Genomic DNA, 20,348 nt, shown 5'->3' with positions numbered 1-20,348 from the left:
AACGAAAGGAGGATGAATATGTTACCGAATTTTTTAATGAAACGAGTACAATTGACACCTGATCGAAAAGCGTTACAAACAAGTACTGTAACGTATACGTTTCGAGAGATGATGCAAGAGGCGGACCTGCGAGCTCGCTCTTTGTATGCACAAGGGGTAAAATCTCACATGCGAGTCGCATTACGAGCACCTTCTACGGTAGACACTTATTTAATGATTCAAGCTTGCCTTCTCTTACAAGTAGAGCTCGTTTTATTAAATCGTCGTTTAACGCGCGAAGAAATTGATTACCAATTAGCCGACGCTGAAGTATCTCGCATTATAACGGATGACTTTTCGTTTTTTGAAGGATGTGCGATTCCGCTTATTTCACTTGATGATATACGAGAAGCACCCGCTATTTCGTATTCGACGCAAATAGAGCGGGATGCGACAGCATCGATTATGTACACGTCAGGGACGACTGGTTTTCCGAAAGGAGTTCGTCAAACGTACGGAAATCACACAGCGAATGCGATGGCATCGATTACGAATCTTGGATTTTTACCGACCGATTGTTGGCTCTGTGCGATGCCTTTATTCCATATTAGTGGATTGTCTATCGTCATGCGCTCTTTATTGTACGGAATGCCAGTCTACTTGATGGAGAAGTTCGATGCGTTAAAAAGTGCACAGCTCATTCAAGAAGGAAAGGTGACGATCATGTCTGTCGTCGCACCGACATTGCGGGCAATCATTGAAGAGATGGAACAACGAGAGTGGCAAGCTTCACCGAAATTCCGTCTTATGTTAGCGGGGGGAGGCGTTATTCCAGAATCGTATATTGAACGAGCGAATGCTCTTCATCTCCCTATCGTTCAAACGTACGGCATGACCGAGACGAGTTCTCAAACGGCTACTTTGTCAAGCGAAGATAGTTTACGCAAACTAGGCTCTGTCGGAAAACCGTTATTTTTTAACGATTTGAAAGTAGGTGCGTCGAATACACCGTATGAGCACGGTGAGATTTATGTTCGCGGTCCTCACGTAACACCGGGTTATATTGGGAAGTTTGCGGACAACTCACCTTTACAAGATGGTTGGTTAGCGACGGGCGATCTCGGATATTTTGATGAAGAAGGTTATCTTTACATACTCGATCGTCGTAAAGATTTAATTATTTCAGGTGGAGAAAATATTTATCCTGCTGAAATTGAAAAAGTACTCGCTCGTCATGAAGCGATTGTAGAAGCGGGAGTATGCGGTGTCCCTGATGAGCAGTGGGGAGAAGTGCCCGCTGCGTATATCGTCTGCGATAGCGAAGTGAGGGAAGAGGAGATTATCCAATTTTGCGCCCAACATTTGGCGCGTTATAAAATACCGAAACATATTTATTTTTGTGAAACATTGCCAAGGAACGCTTCAAACAAATTGTTACGAAGAGAGTTGAGAGCATGGAACTATTCAAAATCGAACATGTAAAAATGAGAAAAATTATCGTCCCGCTAAAAAATCCATTTCAGACGAAGTTGCAACATGTGCAAGAACGTGAAGCAATCATCGTTGAATTATCGACGGGAGACCAGACAGGATTAGGGGAATGTGTCGCTTTTACAACGCCATGGTATACAGAAGAAACGATTAAAATGGCATGGTTTGTGATGAAACATTACCTCATTCCAGAACTTTTGAAAGCGACTTTTACGCATCCCGATGACTTAACGAATTATTTTTCGCATATTAAAGGCAATCGCATGGCGAAAGCAGCGATTGAACAGGCGTTATGGGATTTATATGCGAAGCGTCAACAACGTCCATTGTACGAAATGTTAGGCGGCTCACGCACAGCAATTGATGCTGGCGTTGTCGTCACGTGGCAAACGGTAGAAGAATTGAAGCAAAAAGTAGATAGAGCAGTGGAAGATGGATACACGCGAGTGAAAATTAAAGTAAGTCCACAATCGGATATAGAAGCTTTAACAGAGGTCGTCCAAAAATATCCAGATTTATTGTTTTTCGCGGATGCAAATAGCACGTTTACAAGCTGTCCACCTGTTATTTTAGAGCGCTTTGATACGATTGGTTTCCGTTTATTTGAGCAGCCTTTCCGTGAAGATGATTGGTTAGATCATCAACGCTTAACCGAGCAATTTACAACCCCAATCGCTCTCGATGAAAGCATTCGTTCTTATGCAGATGCAAAGCGTCTCGTGCGGATGCATGCGGCAGACTGCATCGTTTTAAAGCCTGGACGAGTTGGAGGGACGTCTCGGTCAGCCAATGTAATCCGTTTTGCGAAAGAGCATGAAGTCGATGTTTGGCTTGGAGGAATGATTGAGTTCGGAATTTCGAAAGCACATAATTTAGCGCTCGCTTCATTAGAGGGTGTCACATTGCCAGGAGACTTTAGTGCTTCTAATCATTTTTGGGAGCAAGACATTATTAGAGAACCTCTCACAGTAGCGGAAGGAAAAATGCATATTATTGAAGCACCCGGTATCGGTGTTACTTTAAATGAAGATGTTCTTCGTTCGTACGAATATAAACGTTTTGAAAGTTAAAAATACGCGGAGCCACTGAAAGGGCATCCGCGTATTTCATTTAATCGTTCAATGCTTGTCGTAACACTTCAATATTGCGTTCCATTAACGTGAAGTATGTTTCATTCGCTTGTAAGTCTTCTTCCGTTAAGACGGATAGATTGTGTAAAGTTAATGATTTGGCGCCGATTTCTTTTTGAACGACTTCTGTTAATTTACTTGAAACATTTTGTTCAAATAAGACGTATTGAATATTTTCTTCTTTTGCTTGTTGAACGAGTGCAGCTAATTGTTTTTGTGACGGTTCACTTTGAGAATTTAATCCTGCTACGGAAATTTGATGTAAATGATAACGGTCTGCGATGTATCCGAATGCCGCGTGCGAGACGAAAAATGTATCGCGTTTCGCTTCGTGTGCCATCGCATCGAATGATTGGTCTAATTGTTCTAAAGAAGCGATCACTTTTTCATAATTTGCTTCCAACTGCTCGGCATGTTCTGGAAGTGCAGCGACGAGTTCATCTTTAATAGATAATGCGAGCGATTGGCTCAATTTTGGTGAAATCCAAACGTGTGGGTCAAATTCGCCGTGGTCGTGATCATGTCCTTCATGGTCATGTTCTTCATGCGCCTCATCATGATGATGTCCTTCATGTCCTTCATGTCCTTCATGTCCGTCTTCGTCATCGTGATGATGATGTCCTTCTTGCAAGTCGCTTTCGGGAATTATTTCACCTGTTGCGATAAACTTAACATTTTCTTGGGCAAGTGTTTTTTCCGCTTTTTCAACAAAACTTTCTAATCCGAGCCCGATATAGAAGAAGAGGTCAGCATCTGCCAAGCGCATCATATCTTTTTGTGTCGGATCGAAACTATGTTCATCTGTTCCTGGTGGATAAATGGTATCGACTTCAATAAGTTCTCCACCAATTTGCTCTGCAAAAAATTGTAAAGGATATACGGTTGTGTAAACATTTAGTTTATCTTTCTGATCTTCTGAGCCTTCTTTTGTATCATCTGACGTGCCACATGCAGCGAGTGCAAATATAGTGATGAATAAAATCCAAAATTTTTTCAATGTATGTACCTCCAAAATTCAAATAGTAATGATTACGATTTGTAAATATGATTTTACGGGATGTTTTGAAAAAAAGCAAGATAAATTTTAAAAAAGCTAATAAAAAAGAAACGTCACTTTATTTTTTATGTGACGTTTCTTTTTTTGTAGGAGGTACTGGATCGAAGTAATCTCCTTTATGAAAAGGATGGCAACGTCCGATTCGTTTAATCGTTAGCCACATTCCTTTCCAAAAGCCGTGCTTGTCTAATGCTTCTATTCCATAGTGGGAACACGTTGGACTGAAGCGACAAGTTGGTGGGGTGAGAGGAGAGATAAACTTTTGATAAAGGCGAATGAGCCCGATAAATAGTTTTTTCATATCGTCCCTTCTTTCTTCTTATTTAGTTTAGCGATTTTGTAAGATGTTCACAAACATTGTGCCCAGATTAGTTGAATGTACAAAGATAAACGTCGATAATAGAAGGGAAAGGAGTGGTTTACATGGAATTGAATGCAATGATGGCCAGTCAATTACAAAGTTTACAGTCACTCGTACAAATGAGTGTCATGAACAAAAGCCTTTCGATGAGTACTGAAGCAGCTGCCGATATGCTGAAAGGAATGCCTGAAGCGAACGCAGCACCACATCCATACAAAGGACAAACAATTGATTTAAAAGCGTAACACAATGTAGACGGAGTGCTTGCACTTCGTCTATATTATTTTTATAAGGAGTGAAGGAAGTGCCAACATTTACAGATTTACAAGGAGCGGATGTTCATTTAACGTACGGACCGAACGATTTTCAAATCGAAGCACGCCACGTGCTCGTCATCGCCCGTTGGAAAAATCGATGGGTATTAACGAAACATCGGGTTCGTGGGATTGAATTTCCAGGTGGGAAAGTAGAAGAGAACGAGACATTAGAAGAAGCAGCGATTCGTGAAATGTATGAAGAAACAGGAGCAACCTTAAAAAATATTCAGTATGTTGCAGAGTACGTCGTACATACAAAGACACCTTTTTGTAAAGTTGTCTTCACTGGAGAAGTAGTGGCGCTTGATGAAGAGGCGGAACGTTATGAAACGGATGGCGTCGTATTGTTGACGACGGAGCAATTTATCACGTGTGAACATTTAAGTTTTCATATGAAAGATTCAGGAATGGAACAGTTAATGGAATGGGTGAGGCAGTATGAGGAGCGGTACAATTATTGAACGTAGACTTTATCCTTCTCCGAATCCGCGTATTCGGATCGAAGAAGTAACGTATCAATCAGGACCATATCGAGTAAAAGGTTTACTTGCGATTCCGAAACGAAAAGGAAGATATTCATCCATTATTTATTTTCGTGGAGGTATTCAATCGCTTGGAACGGTAAGACCTGCGCGAATCGCTCAATATGCTTCTTACGGATTTATCGTCTTTGCACCTTTTTACCGAGGCAATCGGGGTGGGGAAGGGCGAGACGAATTTGTTGGAGACGATCGACTTGATGCGATTAGTGCAGTTGATGTGTTGAAGCAAATTGAATGGACGAATGGACATATTCATATCGTTGGGTATTCACGTGGCGGTGCAATGGCTTGTTGGACTGCCATCGCGCGAGAAGAAGTGACGACTGCGACGATTTGGGCCGGGATGAGCGATATTGTTGCGACATATTTTGAGCGCATCGATATGCGACGCATGATGAAACGGCTCATCGGAAAATCGCCAAATAGCAATTCGAGTGGATATCGCGAGCGTAATCCTTTGTCGGAATTATATAGAGTGCGTTGTCCTTTTTTAATCGTTCATGGAAAGAGGGATCAAAATGTATCGATCGCTCAATCGTATCGGTTAGAAGCGCTGTTACGGGCCGAGCAGAAAGAAGTCGCGACGATTTATTTTGAGACATATGATCATTTTTTACCGAATGTGATTGGTCGCACGCTGATTCGTCATATGACAGCTTGGATGAAAAGTGAAGAAAATCGCCTAGGCAGATAGGAAGTGGAAAGATGAAGATGAGTCGTTGGATGATGATTATTTTCGTCATTTTTATCGGAGCATTTGCTATTTTTATAAATGAAACGGTATTGGAGTGGCGGATGAATCAAAAAGTACAGAAGGCGTTACAACCTTTACAAACAGGAGATGAAGTAACATTTGAAGAAATTTTACCGATTGCGTGGACAGAGATGTATGCTTTTGAACCGTATACACCGAAAGAAACGGCAACTGAAGCGGTCGGCCAAAAAATTAAAGGGTATCGAGATAGTGTAAACGATGGAACGCTTCAACTCGTCGTCCTTCGCGATGATAAAATTGTCTACTATGCATCGGGATATCCTTCGCATTATGGCTACGTGATAAACGATTATTACGATGGTGAACCATTCACACCCGAAACCGTATTTCAAGTGGAACGAAACGATGATATCGTTTATTTTACACGAATGAAATAAGAAAACGACTAAGCAGACTATTTCTGCTTAGTCGTTTTTCTATTATACGAGTGGTCCGCCGTTTTCTTCGAATTGCTTTGATTCTTCACCGAAACGTTTGAAGTTTTCGTGGAATAAGTTTGCAAGGTATTTTGCTTGTTTGTCATATTCTGCTTTATCTGCCCATACGTTACGTGGGTTCAGTAAGTCAGAAGGAACATCTTCAATTGCTTTCGGCATATGTAAACCGAAGATTGGGTCTTGTTCTGTTTCGACATCGTTTAATTTACCTTCGATTGCTGCATTTACCATAGCGCGTGTATATTTTAAGCTCATACGTTCACCAACACCGTATCCTCCACCCGTCCATCCTGTGTTAACGAGGAATACTTGTGAGTCGTGGTCGTCGATTTTTTTACCGAGCATTTCTGCATATGCTGTCGGATGGAGCGGTAAGAATGGCTCTCCGAAACATGATGAGAATGTTGCTTCAGGTTCTGTAACGCCACGCTCTGTACCTGCAAGCTTCGAAGTGAATCCACTTAAGAAGTGATACATCGCTTGATCTTTCGTTAATTTTGAGATTGGAGGTAATACGCCGAATGCGTCTGCAGTTAAGAAGACGATTGTTTTCGGGTGACCTGCAACAGATGGTGTTACGATATTATCGATGTAATGAATTGGATAAGCTGCACGTGTATTTTCAGTAAGTTCACCTGAGAAATAATCTGGTTCATGCGTATCTTCATCGATTACGACGTTTTCAAGAACTGAACCGAAACGGATGGCATTATAGATTTCAGGTTCTTTCTCTTCTGTTAAATCGATACATTTAGCGTAGCATCCACCTTCGATGTTGAATACACCATCGTCTGACCAACCGTGCTCATCATCCCCAATTAATTTACGACGTGCATCTGCTGACAATGTCGTTTTACCAGTTCCTGATAAACCGAAGAATAAAGCTGCGTCACCATCTTCTCCAACGTTCGCTGAACAGTGCATAGAGAAAATACCGTTTTTCGGTAATAAGTAGTTCATAATAGAGAAGATAGACTTTTTCATTTCACCCGCATATTCAGTACCACCGATTAAAACGATGCGTTTTTCGAATGATACGAGTACGAATGCTTCAGAATTCGTTCCATCTACTGTTGGATCAGCTTTGAAAGAAGGTGCTGAAACAATCGTAAATTGAGCTTCATGTGCTTGTAGCTCTTCTTCAGTTGGACGGATGAATAATTGATGCACGAAAAGATTGTGCCATGCGTATTCGTTGACGACTTGGATGGATAATTGTGCTTTTTTATCCGCGCCCGCGAATCCTTTAAATACGAATACTTCTTCTTTTTCCGCTAAGTAATCTGTTACTTTTTTGTATAATTTATCGAAGACATCTTCAGAAATAGGGCGGTTTACTTTACCCCAGCTGATATCTTCTTTCGTTCCAGCTTCTTCTACGATAAATTTATCTTTCGGTGAGCGACCTGTATATTTTCCAGTCGTTGCAACGATCGCTCCATCAGAAGTTAATTGAGCTTCGCCACGTTTGACCGCCTTCTCTACTAAAGTAGGGACAGAGGGTTGCATGACGATGTTCTTGTTCGCAAGTAATTGTTCGAGTTCAGTAGTCATTTTAGCAGTAATCATATTGTTCGTACCTTCCTTTTACAGTATTATTATTAAGTATAAGAACCAACTAAAAAAGTTGGGTGATAACACATTTCGTAATTAGTATAACACATTAAAAAAGATAGTCTATTAAAATCTGTTAAACGATAAAAGATAAGCGCATAAGTTTGACAAAATGGTAACGGTTTTGTAAGATTATCGTTGAAACGGATACTCTTATCCCGAGTCGGTGGAGGGACAGGCCCTATGAAACCCAGCAACCTGCATGATTTCACTGCATGCGAAGGTGCCAACCTGAAAGCAAGGAAGTTCCTTGGACGATAAGAGTGAAAGGTGCTATTCGAGTATAAACCTTTCCCTCATGACTAATCGTGAGAGAAGGGTTTTTTTTATGAATTGACGCATCGGCATGTGCTCGTCTAGTTGTTCAGGCGAAAAAACATGGGTAACGGAGTACCGGGTCAATTTTTATACTATAGAGGAGGAATATTATGAGTAACCGCCGATTATTCACATCAGAATCGGTTACAGAAGGTCATCCGGATAAAATGTGTGACCAAATTTCAGACGCGATTTTAGATGCCATTTTAGCAGAAGATCCAGCTGCACGTGTAGCATGTGAGACGACAATTACGACAGGTCTCGTGCTCGTAGCAGGGGAAATCACAACATCTACATATGTAGATATTCCGAAAGTCGTTCGTGATACAGTGCGGGAAATTGGTTATACACGTGCGAAATATGGCTTCGATTGGGAAACATCTGCAGTGTTAACTGCGATTGATGAGCAATCACCAGATATCGCACAAGGGGTAGACCAAGCGTTAGAAATGCGCGAACTTTCAGAGGATGAATTGGATGCAATCGGAGCAGGAGACCAAGGGTTGATGTTTGGATATGCATGTAATGAAACGCCTGAATTTATGCCACTTCCGATTAGCTTAGCGCATCAATTGTCGAAGCGTTTAGCGGATGTTCGTAAAGATGAAACAATTCCTTATTTACGTCCAGATGGAAAAACACAAGTTACGATCGAGTATGATGAAAACAAATTGCCTGTGCGTGTTGATACAGTTGTTCTTTCTACACAACATCATCCTGAAGTAACGAACGAACAAATTGAAACGGATATTCTTAAACATGTCATTCGACCTATTGTGCCACAACAATGGTTAGATGAAAACACAAAATATTTCATTAACCCGACAGGACGCTTCGTTATCGGTGGTCCACAAGGGGACGCAGGCTTAACAGGCCGCAAAATTATCGTCGATACGTATGGCGGTTATGCGCGTCACGGCGGTGGAGCATTCTCTGGAAAAGACGCGACAAAAGTAGACCGTTCCGCATCATATGCAGCACGTTATGTTGCGAAAAACATCGTGGCAGCAGGACTTGCAACACATTGTGAGGTGCAAATTGCGTACGCGATTGGTGTTGCGCAACCTGTATCAATCGCGGTTGAAACATTTGGAACGGGTACAGTGAGCGAAGAGAAGCTCGTTGAAGCAGTACGGCAAACATTTGACTTACGCCCAGCGGGAATTATTCAAATGCTCGATTTACGTCGCCCGATCTACAAACAGACGGCAGCTTACGGTCACTTCGGTCGTACAGACGTTGAACTTCCTTGGGAGAAACTCGATAAAGTCGAACAGTTAAAAGAGTTAACGAAATAAAACAAAACAGCGAAGAGAACTTCTCTCCGCTGTTTTTTATTTTTGAATACTTTTATAATATTGTCCTTTTTCAACATATTCTGTTCGAATACGTTCCATATCTTTTTTATCTTCTTCCGTTAATTCACGCACAACTTTAACAGGTGAACCGAAAGCTAAACTGTTCGGTGGGATTACTTTCCCAGGGGGGACGAGACTTCCGGCACCGATAAATGCACCTTCTCCAATGACAGCTCCGTCTAAAACGGTCGCGTCCATACCGATTAACGCTTTTTCTTTAATGTGACAACTGTGAAGCGTAACACGATGTCCAATCGTGACATCATCTTCTAAAATGAGCGGGTACTTCGGACTTTGATGTAAACAACAAAAATCTTGAACATTCACTCGATTCCCAATGATGGTCGGTGAAACGTCACCTCGTATGACGGTATTGAACCAAATGGAACTGTACGCTCCTATTGTGACATCACCTGTAATCGTTACAAAATCAGCAATATAAGCAGTTTCGTCAATTTTAGGCATCTTGCCATTGTATGGATAAATCATTCCGTTCACTCCTCTCTCCATAAATCATGTATAATAAGCCTAGCAAAAAATAATTGAAAAAGAAATGAAATGAGATAAAAAGTAGAAAGTCCTTTCATTTTTGAAACAGATGGGAGTCGATTTGATTGTGGAAATGGGAAGCAGAGGGACAAGCGAAGGCTGTTGTCGGGCTCATTCATAGCGCTTATGAGCATCATGAACGATACGCTTGGCTCATCCAACAGTTGCGTTCAAATCAATGCCACGTCATTACAGGAAACTTACCGGGTCATGGGATTGAAGGTCATGTACATAATGAAGCGATCGGTACTTATAATTTATATATAAAACGTCTCATTGCCGCATGTCATGCTGAAGAATTGCCTTTATTTTTAATCGGTCATGGATTTGGAGCGACATTATTAATTCGTTTACTCCAAAAAGAGAACATTGAATGTGCTGGAGTTATTTTAACATCGCCTTGGCTTGAATTGACGCATCAACCTCCGAAGTTACTCACGATGTTAATGAAGATTAGTCCGAGCGCTAAAATTGATCATGCGATTAATAGCACGTTGTTGACACGAGGAGATTTGCATCAAAGACAATTTGAAGAAGATCCGTTATATCATTGTGTCGTGACGAGTTCTTGGTATCATGATGCTCAGCTTTTAATGAAGACGATTGAGCAGACAGAACGCAAATATCAAGACATTTCAACACTCGTATTCGTGGGAGCGGAAGATGCAATTGCAAATCCAATTTATACGCAACAATGGTTTTACGAACGCCAATTATCTCATCTCCAGTTTAAAAAATGGCCACTTGCCCGTCATGACGTATGGCAAGAAGAAGAGCGGGAAGAGATGCTCGCTTATGCGAATGATTTTATAAATAATGTGTTACGCTCTTTAGGATATATTGTGTAAGAAAGGACAGAATGATGGCTCAACAACAAAAGAAAGAACAACCTAAAAATTTAAAACAATGGATCATTTCGATAATCGTCGTAGCAATAGCAGGCTATTTTGGTATTGATTTACTCGATTCGGAAGACACAAAACCTTCAAAAGAAGGATTAATTCCTGTTGAATTGGTCCGTGTTGTCGATGGGGACACGATTCGGGTAAAGTATGAAGGAGAAGAAAAAGCGGTACGTTATTTGCTCGTCGATACACCAGAAACCGTCCATCCTAAAAAAACGACGGAACGTTTTGGACCAGAAGCATCTAATTTTATGAAAGAATTGATGAAAGACGGAAAAGTGGAAATTGAATTCGATGTCGGCGAAAAAGAAGATAAGTATGGACGCCTGCTCGCATATATTTATGTCGATGGTGAAAGTGTGCAAGAGATGTTACTCCGCAAAGGGCTGGCACGTGTTGCCTTTGTTTATCCGCCGAATGATTCATATGTGACGCACTTTAAAGAAATTGAAGCGGAAGCGAAAAAGAACAAATGTGGCATTTGGAGTTTAGAAGGATACGTCCATGCCCGGGGATTTGATACAGAACGTTATCCATATGATGAAAAAAGTAAAAAAGATATCCAAAAAGTATGTGATTGATGGAAATATGTGTTACAATGAACTATACAAAACTTATAAAAAGAGGGATATCGATGAATATCGCATCCATTTGCATACAAACATACAACTTTATATATTTTTCAACTCGGTAAACCTGACATTCGGATGTCAGGTTTTTTTGTTGCCTGTATGCAAACTTTTTGAAAGGGGAGAAATTTGATGGAACACACAGTAGAAACGAAGCACTCCTTTGCGGCGATCGTCGCCATTTGGGTTAGTTTAATTAGTAATATTTTGCTCACCATTTTAAAAATTTCAGTAGGGGCATTGTTTAACAGCCCCGTCTTATTAGCGGATGGTTTCCATAACGCGGCGGATGTGGTCGCTTCACTAGCGGCACTTACATCAATGCGCATTTCAAAGCGCCCTGCAGATGAAGATCATCCTTGGGGACATGGGAAAGCAGAAGTGATTGGTTCAGGAATCGTCGCCATTATTTTAGCAGGTGCTGCCATTTATATTGCATATGAAGCAGTTGTAACATTGTTTGAAGAGCCTCTAAAAGCAAGTTATATCGCTTTAATTACAGCGATTATCTCATTAGTTTGGAAACAAGCATTATACATGTATACGATTAAAATTGGAAAAAAAGAAAATAGTAAAGGATTAATTGCGACAGCGTATGACCATTTGGCAGACGTTTATGCTTCAGGAGCAGCAGTCATCGGCATTGGACTAGCGCTCGTTGGAGATGCGATGGATAAACCATTTTTAAGTTATGGAGACCCGATTGCAGGATTTATCGTCGCGTTGCTCGTATTAAAGTTAGCAATTGAGATGGGAAGAGAATCACTTGACGTTTTGATGGAGAAAAGTGTTGCACCAGAGCGACTCCTTCAGTTTGAAGAAGTGATTCGTCAATTTGAAGAAGTTCGTCGCATCGATCGTTTGCGCGCGAGAGAGCACGGTCACTATGTATTAGTTGACTTGCGAATTGCGATTCCAGCGAGCTTATCGATTCAAGAAGGACACGATTTGTCGAGTTCGATTCGCAATGCTATTATGGAAGCATACCCAGATGTCGATGAAGTGCTCATCCATTTAAACCCTTGGTATGAAGAAGCGAATTTTGAAATGAAGTGAGGAATGAACATGAATTATACGATAGTTGACCGCTGTTTAAAAGAAACAGACGAAGTCATAGAACAACAAGTATTCAATGTATTACAACACCCTTTAACGTATTTACAAACCCATCAAGAAAGTTTTATTTATGTAGAATCTGCAACATTTGACGAAGTAAATGTCGATTGTATGACAATCGAATTAGACGATGTATTTCAAACATATACGGCATTATTTGGGTTACGCGTGTCGAAAGATGAGGAAGCTTTTTTAAAATATTTCATTGAGACCGAAACGAATCCAACATTAGCGAAACATGCGATTTTATATGCGCAAGCGGATAAAATGTTCGATATGAATTTAACGTTGGAAGCATTGGATGGCTTCGAAGCGAATTGGACGATTGAGCAAGCGATTGAAACGGTCGTTCAATTGATGCGCAAGTATGAAGCGGCACGCGAAGAAGCGCGATGAATTACTTATATTACTATGTGCGCCATATGGATGAACGCGAAGTTTGTCAATTAGAAATGCATGCGCTATTTGGTGAAGCTTCACCAAAGCCATACATCATCTCTGAGCGCCTTCTTGAACCTTCTCGCAGTCCCTTTATAAAAGGGCGTCTTGCGGTTTGGATTCAAGCACATACAGAGGAAGAGTTAAGGGAACGTGTGGCGAAGTATACTTTTCCGATAGATGAAACATATAAATTAACATGCTTAAATGAAGTCGATTTTGACGATGAGAAGAAATGGTCGCATACGCAGAGACGTCAAATTGAACGTTCGGTTGGTACAGCGATTACAGGCGAAGTAGACTTACATAATCCGACGGTCGAACTCGGTGTCATTTATTTAGAAGGTATGTATTATTTCGGTGCCGTTCAAAGAGGGGAAGCGATTTGGTTCCAGCATCAACAGAAGCCCCGCATGTATTCGACAGCGCTCAGTTCTCGCTTAGCTCGAGCAATCGTCAATATTGCGATACCCGATATTGAAGTGGTTGATAAAGTGATCGATCCGTGTTGTGGGATTGGTACGGTCTTAGTTGAAGCGTTATCGATGGGCGTTCCGATTGAAGGAAGTGACGTCAATCCGCTCGTCTGTGACGGCTCTCGTGAAAATATTAGCCACTTTGGTTATGAAGCGAATGTGACATTATGTCCGATTGAACAAGTAGCAGGACAGTATGACGTGGCGATCATTGATTTGCCATATAATTTATTTACGCATGTGACAGATGAACAGCTGACGTCCATTTTAGAATCAGCATATCGCATCGCGAGTCGTGTCGTCTTTGTAGCCATCGAATCAGTCGAAGAACAGTTACAACAAATCGGCTTTACAATTGTAGCTGAAGCAATCGCACGGAAAGCAAAGTTTGAAAGAAAAATACTCGTTTGTGAACGCTAAAAAAGGAATGGTCGCCCGTAATGGGGACCATTCCTTTTTAGATTAAACAGTTTCAGCATCAAAATCTTCGGCAATTAAACTGGATAATACGTGGACTCTTAAAATAATGCCGAGAATTCGATTTTCTTCATCTGTGACAACAAGGGGCAATCCTGATTGCAAGACGAGTGGGATTAAGTCTTGAATGTATGTATCTGGTGACACTGTCGTCACTTCACGTCTTAAAATAGATTCAATCGATTTCTTTTCACGAATGGCATCAATTGCGTCATCGATTGTAATATAGCCTTCTAACTTACGGCCACGATCTGCAACGAAGAGTGAAGAAATGCCGTTTTCTCGCATCATTTTAACCCCGACTTGCAAACCGTCTTTTAAAGTTAAAATATTGTGTGGGCGTGACATGACATGTTCTGCTTGAAGCACTTTTGAACGGTCAATATCATGGGTGAAGGAGGAAATATATTCGTTTGCAGGTTGCTCTAAAATTTCTTCCGGTGTGCCAATTTGCTCGACACGGCCGTCTTTCATGACAGCGACCCGGTCCCCGAGTTTAAAAGCTTCGTTGACGTCATGCGTGATGAAGATAATCGTTTTTTGAAGTCTATCTTGCAAATCAATTAATTCTAACTGCATTTCACGCCGAATGAGGGGATCGAGCGCACTGAACGGTTCGTCCATCAGTAAAATATCAGGATTGTTCGTTAAAGCGCGTGCGATGCCGACACGTTGTTGCATACCGCCGGATAGCTGGTCAGGGTATTGATCTTCATATCCTTTTAATCCGACATTTTCTAATTGTTCCATTGCAATTTTACGGCGTTCTTCTTTCGATAAACCTCGAATTTCTAGTCCGTATTCGACGTTCTCTAAAATCGTCCGATGGCTAAACAATCCGAAATGTTGGAACACCATCGCGATTTTCTTTTGACGATAGTCACGTAATTGTTGTTTTGAATATTTTGTAATGTCTTCACCGTCTACGAGTATGCTGCCAGCAGTTGGAACGTTTAACATATTAAAGCATCGAATTAATGTTGACTTCCCACTGCCTGATAGCCCCATAATGACGAAAAATTCTCCATCGTAAATATCCATCGAAGCGTCGTATACACCGACGGTATGTTTCGTTTCTTTTAAAATTTCTTCTTTTGATTTGCCTTGTTCAATAAGTGGTACGATTTTTTGTGGACGTGGTCCGAAAATTTTGCTCACATGTTGAAGTTGAATTTTAACTGTCATGATGCTTCACCTCTACGACTTTGCATTTTATCCGCAATTCCAGCAGTAATTCGGTCGATAATGATCGCTAAAAAGACGATGCTAATACCCGCTTCGAATCCAAGAGACATATCGATGCGGTTTAACGCATGAAGTACGCGTTCTCCGAGTCCGTCTGCTCCGACCATCGAACCGACGACCGCCATTGATAAAGCCATCATCGTCGTTTGGTTCACTCCCGCCATAATCGTCGGTAAAGCTTGAGGTAACTGGACTTTCATGAGCATTTGCATCCGTGATGAACCGAAAGATTCGGCACTTTCAATGACTTCTTCATCGACATTGCGAATGCCGAGTTCCGTTAAACGCATAACGGGTGGTAATGCATAAATAATTGTCGCAATCACCGCTGGAACGTTTCCGAGCGGGAAGAAGAAAATAACAGGAATTAAGTAAACGAATGTTGGCATCGTTTGCATCGCGTCTAAAATCGGTCGCATAATGGATGCAAATGTTCGGTTGAACGCCATTAAAATTCCGAGTGGAATTCCAATTAGGAGGGAAAGAACGACAGAAATAATAATAACGGCTAATGTCGTCATCGTTTGAGACCATAAATCAAATGTCCCGATTAAAAATAAGAAGACACCAAATGTGATGCCACCTTTCCACGAAGTGAAGTACGTACCAATTGCGACGACAATCAAAATAAGTAACCACCATGGAAGCATGAGCAGTCCTTGCTCGGTCGCCTTAATCGTGGAAGAAAAAATCACGAATAAAAAATCAAAAAATCCTTTAAAATTTAAAGCTAAAAAATCGATAAACGCTGCTACCGTATCCCCAATGGGAAACTGGATGTCAGGAAAACTTTTCATAAGGATCGCTAACGTAATAAATATGCGTTAGCGTAAGACCACCTTTCTCTATTATTTAGAAAACGTGCAGACTGCGCTGCACGCTTCGTTAAAATTATTGAATCGCTGACTTTACTTTTTCAGCAATATCTTCTGGCACCCATGAAGTCCAAATGTCTTCATGTTCATTCATCCACCATTTTGCAGCTTCTTCAGGTGAAGCGTCATTTTCATTCATGTAATCGAGTGCTTCTTCTGTTAAAGCGTTGCTTGTTTCATACTTTTGCAAAAACTCGTACACGTCTTTTGCTTGTGTCGGGAAGTCTTTGTGAACAGCGATGACGACATCATTTGGTGGAAATTCTGTGCTTCGATCTTCTTCCCATTTTTCAATGTCAAACGGTTCATCCTCTAATAAGACGAGGTCAAAACTAGCGGTTACCCAAGTAGGAGACCAATAGTAACCGACCCATGGTTCGCCTTGTTTGACCGCTCCAGCGAGTGAAGCAACAATTGCTGAGTCACTACCAGGGACTAAATAGTTGTATTGTTCATCTAAGCCATATGTTTGTAATTTTTCATCTAAGTATTCACTAATGATCCAACTAGAAGGTGCACCAACGACACGGCCTTTTGATGTGTCTTCTGGGTCAATAAAAACATCCGCATATTTTTCTAAGTCTTTTACTGTCTTCAAATCAGGAGCTACTGGTTCAATGCCACGTTCAGGATCTCCTTCAATGACGTAGCGTGGGACGTAAAGACCTTGTGTATTATCATCAAAGTTTGTCGCTGCACGGACGATATCCCCACGATCAATCGCTTTCGTATAAATATCTTCTAAGTTATCAGTCCATACTTCCATATAGACATTCAAGTCACCTTGTTGAAGCGCTTGAAGGGTTGCAGTGGATGTACCATTTGTTACTTCAGTGTCATACCCGTAACCGTTCTCGATAATCGTTTGTGCCACACTATTATGGAAGCGGATACTATCCCATCCTGCGTCAGCAAAGTGAATCGTTTCAATCTCAGTTGCTGAATCTCCGTCACCACATGCTGTGAGGACGAAAAATAGTGAAGCGAACATCATTGTTAGCCATTTTTTCATGGAAAATATTACCCCTTTTCTAAAAATATCAAATAAAGTATTCATTGATTTTAATGAATATACTAATTAATGATACGTGAATTATTTTTATAAATCAAATGATATAGTAATAATATTCTGAATAATTGCGCTTAAAAGAGACTAAAGTACTTTAAGTACTATGAAAAATGATTATAAAGAATTATTTTATATATTTCGCTAATCGAAGCTTTCGGTGAATTAAGAACATTCTTTTTATAGCAAATGATTATATTGAAGCGCTTTCTTATGGTATGATGAGGTGTAAGTGAGAGCGTTACAACGATTGAACAAAGGAGCGGAGTGTATGATTACGACTGAGGATAAATTATTTTTAGAAACGCCAATTGAACAATATTTAATATCAGCGGAAAAAGTAGCCCATGTCCAAGTTGGCAATAACGCAGAGCATGCGTTGCTCGTCTTGACGAAAACGGGTTACTCAGCCATTCCTGTATTAGATGCACAATTTAAATTACAAGGTTTGTTAGGGATTGGGATGATCACAGACGCCATCCTTGGCCTGGAGCGAATCGAATATGAACGTCTATCTGATTTGAAAGTAGACGACATTATGAATGTGGAAATTCCGAGAGTGTATACGACAGACCGTTTTCAAAAGGGCCTCGACTTACTCGTGAATCACACGTTTTTATGCGTAGTGGAAGAAGACGGTACATTTGCAGGAATTTTAACACGACGCGTTATGCTGAAAGAGTTTAAGAAATATATTTATCAGCCACGCTAACATGTAAAATGAATAAAAACTGTAGCCGTACGTCTCGCTACAGTTTTTTTATTTTAGGGGGTGGAGAAATGAAGCGTCCGATTGTATTAATTGCTGTTATATTAGCGATGTTCGTCAGTGCAGTTGAAGCGACGATTGTTACGACTGCTATGCCATCGATTGCTGCATCATTCGGAAGTTTTTCACGTTATAGTTGGGTCTTTTCTTCTTATTTACTCATGAGTACAGTATCCGTCTTAATTTATGGGAAGCTTGCCGATGTATATGGACGAAAGACAATTTTTAATATCGGGATGACGATTTTTTTAATCGGTTCGTTATTGGCTGGTTTTGCGACGACTTTCGAACAGCTGACGATGTATCGCCTCATTCAAGGGCTTGGAGCGGGGGCTTTATCACCTATTGCGTCAACAATCGTTGGCGATATTTATACGATGGAAGAACGAGCGAAAATTCAAGGGTATTTATCGAGTGTTTGGGGAATTTCGGCTGTACTTGGCCCAGCACTCGGTGGCTTACTCGTGCAATATTTTAGTTGGCATTATGTGTTTTGGGTGAACGTACCACTCGGAATATTAGCGATGCTCGGTATTACGTTATTTTTGAAAGAAGAAGTAAAACCGAAACGAGTAGCGATCGATTATCAAGGGGCTTTGCTCTCGACGCTTGTACTCTCTCTATTTATCTTGTGGATCGTAGAAGGCGGACAGTCATTTGAACGTTTTTCATTCATTGGTTCGCTGATGCTTGTGCTCGCAATTTTATTTTTATGTTTGTTTATCCGTATAGAGAAGCGAGCGATTGATCCAATCGTGCCGATGAATATATGGCGAAATCCACTCATTTTATATGCGAATATCGTCTCTTTGTTAACTGGCATTATTTTAATGGCGATCTCTTCTTATTTACCGACATATGTGACAGGATTGATGGGAGAACATGCGCTTATCGCGGGCTTTACGTTAACTGCGATGTCTATCGGATGGCCGATAGCTTCAACGATTTCCGGTCATTTACTCGTTCGTTACGGACCGTTTACGACATCTCTTACTGGAGGAATTAGTTTAGCCGTGGGTGCAGGATTATTTGTGACAATGACACCGACAAGTGGCCCAATTTGGGCAGGTTTCGGAAGTTTTTGGATCGGTGTTGGAATGGGATTAACGAGCACGGCGTTTTTAGTTGCGATTCAAAATAGTGTACCGTATGCATTAAGAGGCAGTGCTACAGCATCGAATATGTTTATGCGTAATTTCGGAAATACAATGGGAGCAGCGTTATTTGGCGCAGTTTTAAATCGTTCGATTATGCATTATTTCCAAAAGCTAGGATCTGAAGGTACGATTGATGAGATGAATGTTTTGTTAACGCATGAATCGCGTAAAACATTGGACGACACTACTCTACGATTGCTCCAAAATGTTTTAGAACAGGCGATGTTCGTCGTATTTATGGGCGTTTTGATTATCGTCATTATTTGTTTTTATTTTATATTTAAAATACCGAGAGGGAAGGTTGTCGCACATGACAGTGAATGAATTTGAAATTATCGTAACATTGGCGGAGGAGCGCAATATGAGAAGAGCAGCAGAGCGACTATTCATTTCTCAACCTGCCTTATCTCAACGTCTACAATCAATCGAGAAATCTTGGGGAGAGCAATTGTTTATCCGTTCTCAAAAAGGTCTTGAACCAACGTCAGCAGGTGAGTTAATTATTGATTTTGCAAGGGGAACATTATTAAGAAAAGAAGAAACATTAGAACTCATTGCTTCGCTTCATAATAAAGTGCATGGAACATTGAAAATCGCTTGTGCGACAATCGTCGGGCAAACATGGTTACCTCGTGTATTGAAAGATTTCGTCGCGCGTTATCCCGATGCGAAAATATCGCTCATGACGGGATGGAGTTCAGAAATCGTTCAAGCGATTCATAATGGGGAAGCCCATGTCGGGATTGTACGAGGGGATATCGATTGGAAAAGCGAAAAAACCTATTTGTTTCGCGATCAGTTATATTTAGTCGATCGTGAAATTGATCAAGTAAGTGATATTATGCATTCAGAGCGCCCATTCATTCAATTTAAATCAGACTCTAGCTATTATATGGATATTGACAAATGGTGGAAAGAAAAATTCAGTGCACATCCACAACGAGAAATTATTGTCGATCAAATCGAAACATGTAAACAACTCGCCTTAAATGGAATCGGATATGCGATTTTACCTTCCATCACATTGACGGGAAAAGAAGAGGTCAATATGATCCCACTCATCGAAGAAGATAGTCCTGTCGAATTGTCACGTGATACATGGCTGATCGGATACGAATCAGCCTTCGAACTCCAACAAGTTGCTGCCTTCGCACAAGTGGCAAACATGCATGCCATTCAGCTGAGGAAAAAATTAGAATCTTTAGCATAGTAAATCGTATGACAGATACTCGAAACAAAAAAATGAGTTTAGCGCTGAGAGCTAAAC

At 40.9% G+C, this 20,348-nt stretch carries 22 protein-coding genes and 1 riboswitch; of the genes, 15 read left to right on the top strand and 7 right to left on the bottom strand.

What is annotated here, in order from left to right; translation table 11 throughout:
* The first annotated feature begins 18 nt into the window (after window positions 1–18).
* Window positions 19–1,461: an o-succinylbenzoate--CoA ligase gene (locus IRY55_RS10470; protein WP_194563266.1), complete on the top strand. Its 1,443-nt coding sequence runs from the start codon at window positions 19–21 to the stop codon at window positions 1,459–1,461.
* Window positions 1,434–2,540 (top strand): o-succinylbenzoate synthase, encoded by a 1,107-nt coding sequence (gene menC / locus IRY55_RS10465; RefSeq protein WP_194563265.1) that lies wholly within the window; start codon window positions 1,434–1,436, stop codon window positions 2,538–2,540. The genes IRY55_RS10470 and menC overlap by 28 nt, the downstream gene beginning before the upstream one ends.
* A 40-nt stretch (window positions 2,541–2,580) precedes the next feature.
* Here menC and IRY55_RS10460 read toward each other — a convergent pair whose 3' ends face one another.
* Together IRY55_RS10460 and yidD are read right to left on the bottom strand one after the other, a co-directional pair.
* Window positions 2,581–3,597 (bottom strand): metal ABC transporter solute-binding protein, Zn/Mn family, encoded by a 1,017-nt coding sequence (locus IRY55_RS10460; protein ID WP_194563264.1) that lies wholly within the window; start codon window positions 3,595–3,597, stop codon window positions 2,581–2,583.
* Between the two features lie 118 nt (window positions 3,598–3,715).
* The gene (yidD, locus tag IRY55_RS10455; protein ID WP_194563263.1) at window positions 3,716–3,958 is read right to left on the bottom strand and encodes a membrane protein insertion efficiency factor YidD; all 243 of its coding nucleotides are present in this window, start codon (window positions 3,956–3,958) and stop codon (window positions 3,716–3,718) included.
* Between the two features lie 122 nt (window positions 3,959–4,080).
* Between yidD and IRY55_RS10450 the strand changes: the two genes are divergently transcribed.
* From IRY55_RS10450 to IRY55_RS10435, 4 genes are read left to right on the top strand one after another with little or no spacing between them, the layout of a single operon-like run.
* Window positions 4,081–4,263 carry a putative motility protein gene (locus tag IRY55_RS10450; protein ID WP_194563262.1) on the top strand — a complete coding sequence of 61 codons (183 nt, stop codon included), beginning with the start codon at window positions 4,081–4,083 and terminating at the stop codon, window positions 4,261–4,263.
* A 59-nt stretch (window positions 4,264–4,322) separates the two neighbouring features.
* On the top strand, window positions 4,323–4,796 hold the full coding sequence (gene ytkD / locus IRY55_RS10445) for an RNA deprotection pyrophosphohydrolase (RefSeq protein WP_194563261.1): 474 nt from the start codon (window positions 4,323–4,325) through the stop codon (window positions 4,794–4,796).
* On the top strand, window positions 4,774–5,571 hold the full coding sequence (locus IRY55_RS10440) for an alpha/beta hydrolase family protein (RefSeq protein WP_194563260.1): 798 nt from the start codon (window positions 4,774–4,776) through the stop codon (window positions 5,569–5,571). Before ytkD ends, IRY55_RS10440 begins: the two co-directional genes overlap by 23 nt.
* 11 nt (window positions 5,572–5,582) lie before the next feature.
* Window positions 5,583–6,029 carry a hypothetical protein gene (locus IRY55_RS10435; protein ID WP_194563259.1) on the top strand — a complete coding sequence of 149 codons (447 nt, stop codon included), beginning with the start codon at window positions 5,583–5,585 and terminating at the stop codon, window positions 6,027–6,029.
* 42 nt (window positions 6,030–6,071) lie between these two features.
* Here the strand turns inward: IRY55_RS10435 and pckA are convergent, their stop codons facing one another.
* On the bottom strand, window positions 6,072–7,658 hold the full coding sequence (pckA, locus tag IRY55_RS10430; protein WP_194563258.1) for a phosphoenolpyruvate carboxykinase (ATP): 1,587 nt from the start codon (window positions 7,656–7,658) through the stop codon (window positions 6,072–6,074).
* A 195-nt stretch (window positions 7,659–7,853) separates the two neighbouring features.
* Window positions 7,854–7,967, top strand: a riboswitch (SAM riboswitch).
* A 161-nt stretch (window positions 7,968–8,128) separates the two neighbouring features.
* Between pckA and metK the strand changes: the two genes are divergently transcribed.
* Window positions 8,129–9,319, top strand: coding sequence for a methionine adenosyltransferase (gene metK / locus IRY55_RS10425; protein WP_194563294.1), 1,191 nt, complete (start codon window positions 8,129–8,131; stop codon window positions 9,317–9,319).
* 36 nt (window positions 9,320–9,355) lie between these two features.
* Here metK and IRY55_RS10420 read toward each other — a convergent pair whose 3' ends face one another.
* Window positions 9,356–9,868, bottom strand: coding sequence for a gamma carbonic anhydrase (locus IRY55_RS10420; protein ID WP_194563257.1), 513 nt, complete (start codon window positions 9,866–9,868; stop codon window positions 9,356–9,358).
* Between the two features lie 125 nt (window positions 9,869–9,993).
* On the opposite strand from IRY55_RS10420, the gene IRY55_RS10415 reads away from it, so the two are divergent.
* From IRY55_RS10415 to IRY55_RS10395, 5 genes are all read left to right on the top strand, one after another.
* On the top strand, window positions 9,994–10,776 hold the full coding sequence (locus IRY55_RS10415; protein WP_194563256.1) for an alpha/beta hydrolase: 783 nt from the start codon (window positions 9,994–9,996) through the stop codon (window positions 10,774–10,776).
* Between the two features lie 14 nt (window positions 10,777–10,790).
* Window positions 10,791–11,414, top strand: coding sequence for a thermonuclease family protein (locus tag IRY55_RS10410; RefSeq protein WP_194563255.1), 624 nt, complete (start codon window positions 10,791–10,793; stop codon window positions 11,412–11,414).
* A 180-nt stretch (window positions 11,415–11,594) separates the two neighbouring features.
* Window positions 11,595–12,518: a cation diffusion facilitator family transporter gene (locus tag IRY55_RS10405; RefSeq protein ID WP_194563254.1), complete on the top strand. Its 924-nt coding sequence runs from the start codon at window positions 11,595–11,597 to the stop codon at window positions 12,516–12,518.
* 9 nt (window positions 12,519–12,527) lie between these two features.
* On the top strand, window positions 12,528–12,974 hold the full coding sequence (locus IRY55_RS10400) for a hypothetical protein (protein WP_194563253.1): 447 nt from the start codon (window positions 12,528–12,530) through the stop codon (window positions 12,972–12,974).
* A complete protein-coding gene (locus tag IRY55_RS10395; protein ID WP_194563252.1) occupies window positions 12,971–13,912 on the top strand; it encodes a TRM11 family SAM-dependent methyltransferase in 942 nt (313 codons plus the stop codon). The genes IRY55_RS10400 and IRY55_RS10395 overlap by 4 nt, the downstream gene beginning before the upstream one ends.
* A 42-nt stretch (window positions 13,913–13,954) precedes the next feature.
* Here IRY55_RS10395 and IRY55_RS10390 read toward each other — a convergent pair whose 3' ends face one another.
* The 3 genes from IRY55_RS10390 to IRY55_RS10380 form a co-directional block, all read right to left on the bottom strand.
* Window positions 13,955–15,154: a quaternary amine ABC transporter ATP-binding protein gene (locus tag IRY55_RS10390; protein WP_194563251.1), complete on the bottom strand. Its 1,200-nt coding sequence runs from the start codon at window positions 15,152–15,154 to the stop codon at window positions 13,955–13,957.
* Window positions 15,151–16,011 carry an ABC transporter permease gene (locus IRY55_RS10385; protein ID WP_194563250.1) on the bottom strand — a complete coding sequence of 287 codons (861 nt, stop codon included), beginning with the start codon at window positions 16,009–16,011 and terminating at the stop codon, window positions 15,151–15,153. The genes IRY55_RS10390 and IRY55_RS10385 overlap by 4 nt, the downstream gene beginning before the upstream one ends.
* A gap of 94 nt (window positions 16,012–16,105) precedes the next feature.
* Window positions 16,106–17,101: an ABC transporter substrate-binding protein gene (locus IRY55_RS10380; RefSeq protein WP_194563249.1), complete on the bottom strand. Its 996-nt coding sequence runs from the start codon at window positions 17,099–17,101 to the stop codon at window positions 16,106–16,108.
* Window positions 17,102–17,426: 325 nt separating this feature from the next.
* On the opposite strand from IRY55_RS10380, the gene cbpB reads away from it, so the two are divergent.
* From cbpB to IRY55_RS10365, 3 genes are all read left to right on the top strand, one after another.
* A complete protein-coding gene (gene cbpB / locus IRY55_RS10375; RefSeq protein ID WP_194563248.1) occupies window positions 17,427–17,867 on the top strand; it encodes a cyclic-di-AMP-binding protein CbpB in 441 nt (146 codons plus the stop codon).
* Window positions 17,868–17,935: 68 nt separating this feature from the next.
* Window positions 17,936–19,405 (top strand): MDR family MFS transporter, encoded by a 1,470-nt coding sequence (locus IRY55_RS10370; protein ID WP_194563247.1) that lies wholly within the window; start codon window positions 17,936–17,938, stop codon window positions 19,403–19,405.
* Entirely contained in the window at window positions 19,392–20,291 is a 900-nt protein-coding gene (locus IRY55_RS10365; protein ID WP_194563246.1) for a LysR family transcriptional regulator, read from the top strand. Before IRY55_RS10370 ends, IRY55_RS10365 begins: the two co-directional genes overlap by 14 nt.
* Window positions 20,292–20,348: the final 57 nt, after the last annotated feature.

Origin of the sequence: Savagea serpentis (genome assembly GCF_015351395.1) — a bacterium.
Lineage (GTDB): Bacteria > Bacillota > Bacilli > Bacillales_A > Planococcaceae > Savagea > Savagea serpentis.
Note: the sequence above shows the minus strand (reverse complement) of the source record. Positions and strands in the feature narration are given on the sequence as shown.

What these genes read in the sequence shown, in the direction of transcription:
- IRY55_RS10470 (WP_194563266.1), top strand. Translation starts at nt 19, where the DNA reads ATGTTACCGAATTTTTTAATGAAACGAGTACAATTGACACCTGATCGA.
- menC (WP_194563265.1), top strand. Translation starts at nt 1,434, where the DNA reads ATGGAACTATTCAAAATCGAACATGTAAAAATGAGAAAAATTATCGTC.
- yidD (WP_194563263.1), bottom strand. Translation starts at nt 3,958, where the DNA reads ATGAAAAAACTATTTATCGGGCTCATTCGCCTTTATCAAAAGTTTATC.
- IRY55_RS10450 (WP_194563262.1), top strand. Translation starts at nt 4,081, where the DNA reads ATGGAATTGAATGCAATGATGGCCAGTCAATTACAAAGTTTACAGTCA.
- IRY55_RS10440 (WP_194563260.1), top strand. Translation starts at nt 4,774, where the DNA reads ATGAGGAGCGGTACAATTATTGAACGTAGACTTTATCCTTCTCCGAAT.
- IRY55_RS10435 (WP_194563259.1), top strand. Translation starts at nt 5,583, where the DNA reads ATGAAGATGAGTCGTTGGATGATGATTATTTTCGTCATTTTTATCGGA.
- pckA (WP_194563258.1), bottom strand. Translation starts at nt 7,658, where the DNA reads ATGATTACTGCTAAAATGACTACTGAACTCGAACAATTACTTGCGAAC.
- IRY55_RS10420 (WP_194563257.1), bottom strand. Translation starts at nt 9,868, where the DNA reads ATGATTTATCCATACAATGGCAAGATGCCTAAAATTGACGAAACTGCT.
- IRY55_RS10410 (WP_194563255.1), top strand. Translation starts at nt 10,791, where the DNA reads ATGGCTCAACAACAAAAGAAAGAACAACCTAAAAATTTAAAACAATGG.
- IRY55_RS10405 (WP_194563254.1), top strand. Translation starts at nt 11,595, where the DNA reads ATGGAACACACAGTAGAAACGAAGCACTCCTTTGCGGCGATCGTCGCC.
- IRY55_RS10400 (WP_194563253.1), top strand. Translation starts at nt 12,528, where the DNA reads ATGAATTATACGATAGTTGACCGCTGTTTAAAAGAAACAGACGAAGTC.
- IRY55_RS10395 (WP_194563252.1), top strand. Translation starts at nt 12,971, where the DNA reads ATGAATTACTTATATTACTATGTGCGCCATATGGATGAACGCGAAGTT.
- IRY55_RS10390 (WP_194563251.1), bottom strand. Translation starts at nt 15,154, where the DNA reads ATGACAGTTAAAATTCAACTTCAACATGTGAGCAAAATTTTCGGACCA.
- IRY55_RS10385 (WP_194563250.1), bottom strand. Translation starts at nt 16,011, where the DNA reads ATGAAAAGTTTTCCTGACATCCAGTTTCCCATTGGGGATACGGTAGCA.
- IRY55_RS10380 (WP_194563249.1), bottom strand. Translation starts at nt 17,101, where the DNA reads ATGAAAAAATGGCTAACAATGATGTTCGCTTCACTATTTTTCGTCCTC.
- cbpB (WP_194563248.1), top strand. Translation starts at nt 17,427, where the DNA reads ATGATTACGACTGAGGATAAATTATTTTTAGAAACGCCAATTGAACAA.
- IRY55_RS10370 (WP_194563247.1), top strand. Translation starts at nt 17,936, where the DNA reads ATGAAGCGTCCGATTGTATTAATTGCTGTTATATTAGCGATGTTCGTC.
- IRY55_RS10365 (WP_194563246.1), top strand. Translation starts at nt 19,392, where the DNA reads ATGACAGTGAATGAATTTGAAATTATCGTAACATTGGCGGAGGAGCGC.